Source organism: Phormidium sp. CCY1219, assembly GCF_055795085.1.
The window spans coordinates 1-229 of sequence record NZ_JAYFEQ010000034.1; the positions used below are offsets into that span (position 1 = coordinate 1).

Genomic DNA, 229 nt, shown 5'->3' on the forward strand with positions numbered 1-229 from the left:
CTTTCGCCAGTGAGGGGTAGAAGCATCCCTCGCGACTTGTCACGCATTCCCCCAGTCTTGGCAAAGATTGGGGGAATTCTCATTCCATTAACCCCCCTCAAGCAACAGTTAATTGAATCGGCGCGCCACTCCTATCCCGATATTATTCCTTGGAAGAATGATACAATTTCTCTCGTTTAAACGATTTTAATTTCACTCAGTGACCCGCTTTATTCACGACCAATTTGCT

1 protein-coding gene is annotated in these 229 nt (G+C 45.9%); it reads left to right on the forward strand.

What is annotated here, in order from left to right:
* The coding region (locus AC0QH1_RS00325; protein ID WP_324628754.1) for a hypothetical protein at positions 1–180 on the forward strand (180 nt) is incomplete at its 5' end.
* Between the last annotated feature and the right edge of the window lie 49 nt (positions 181–229).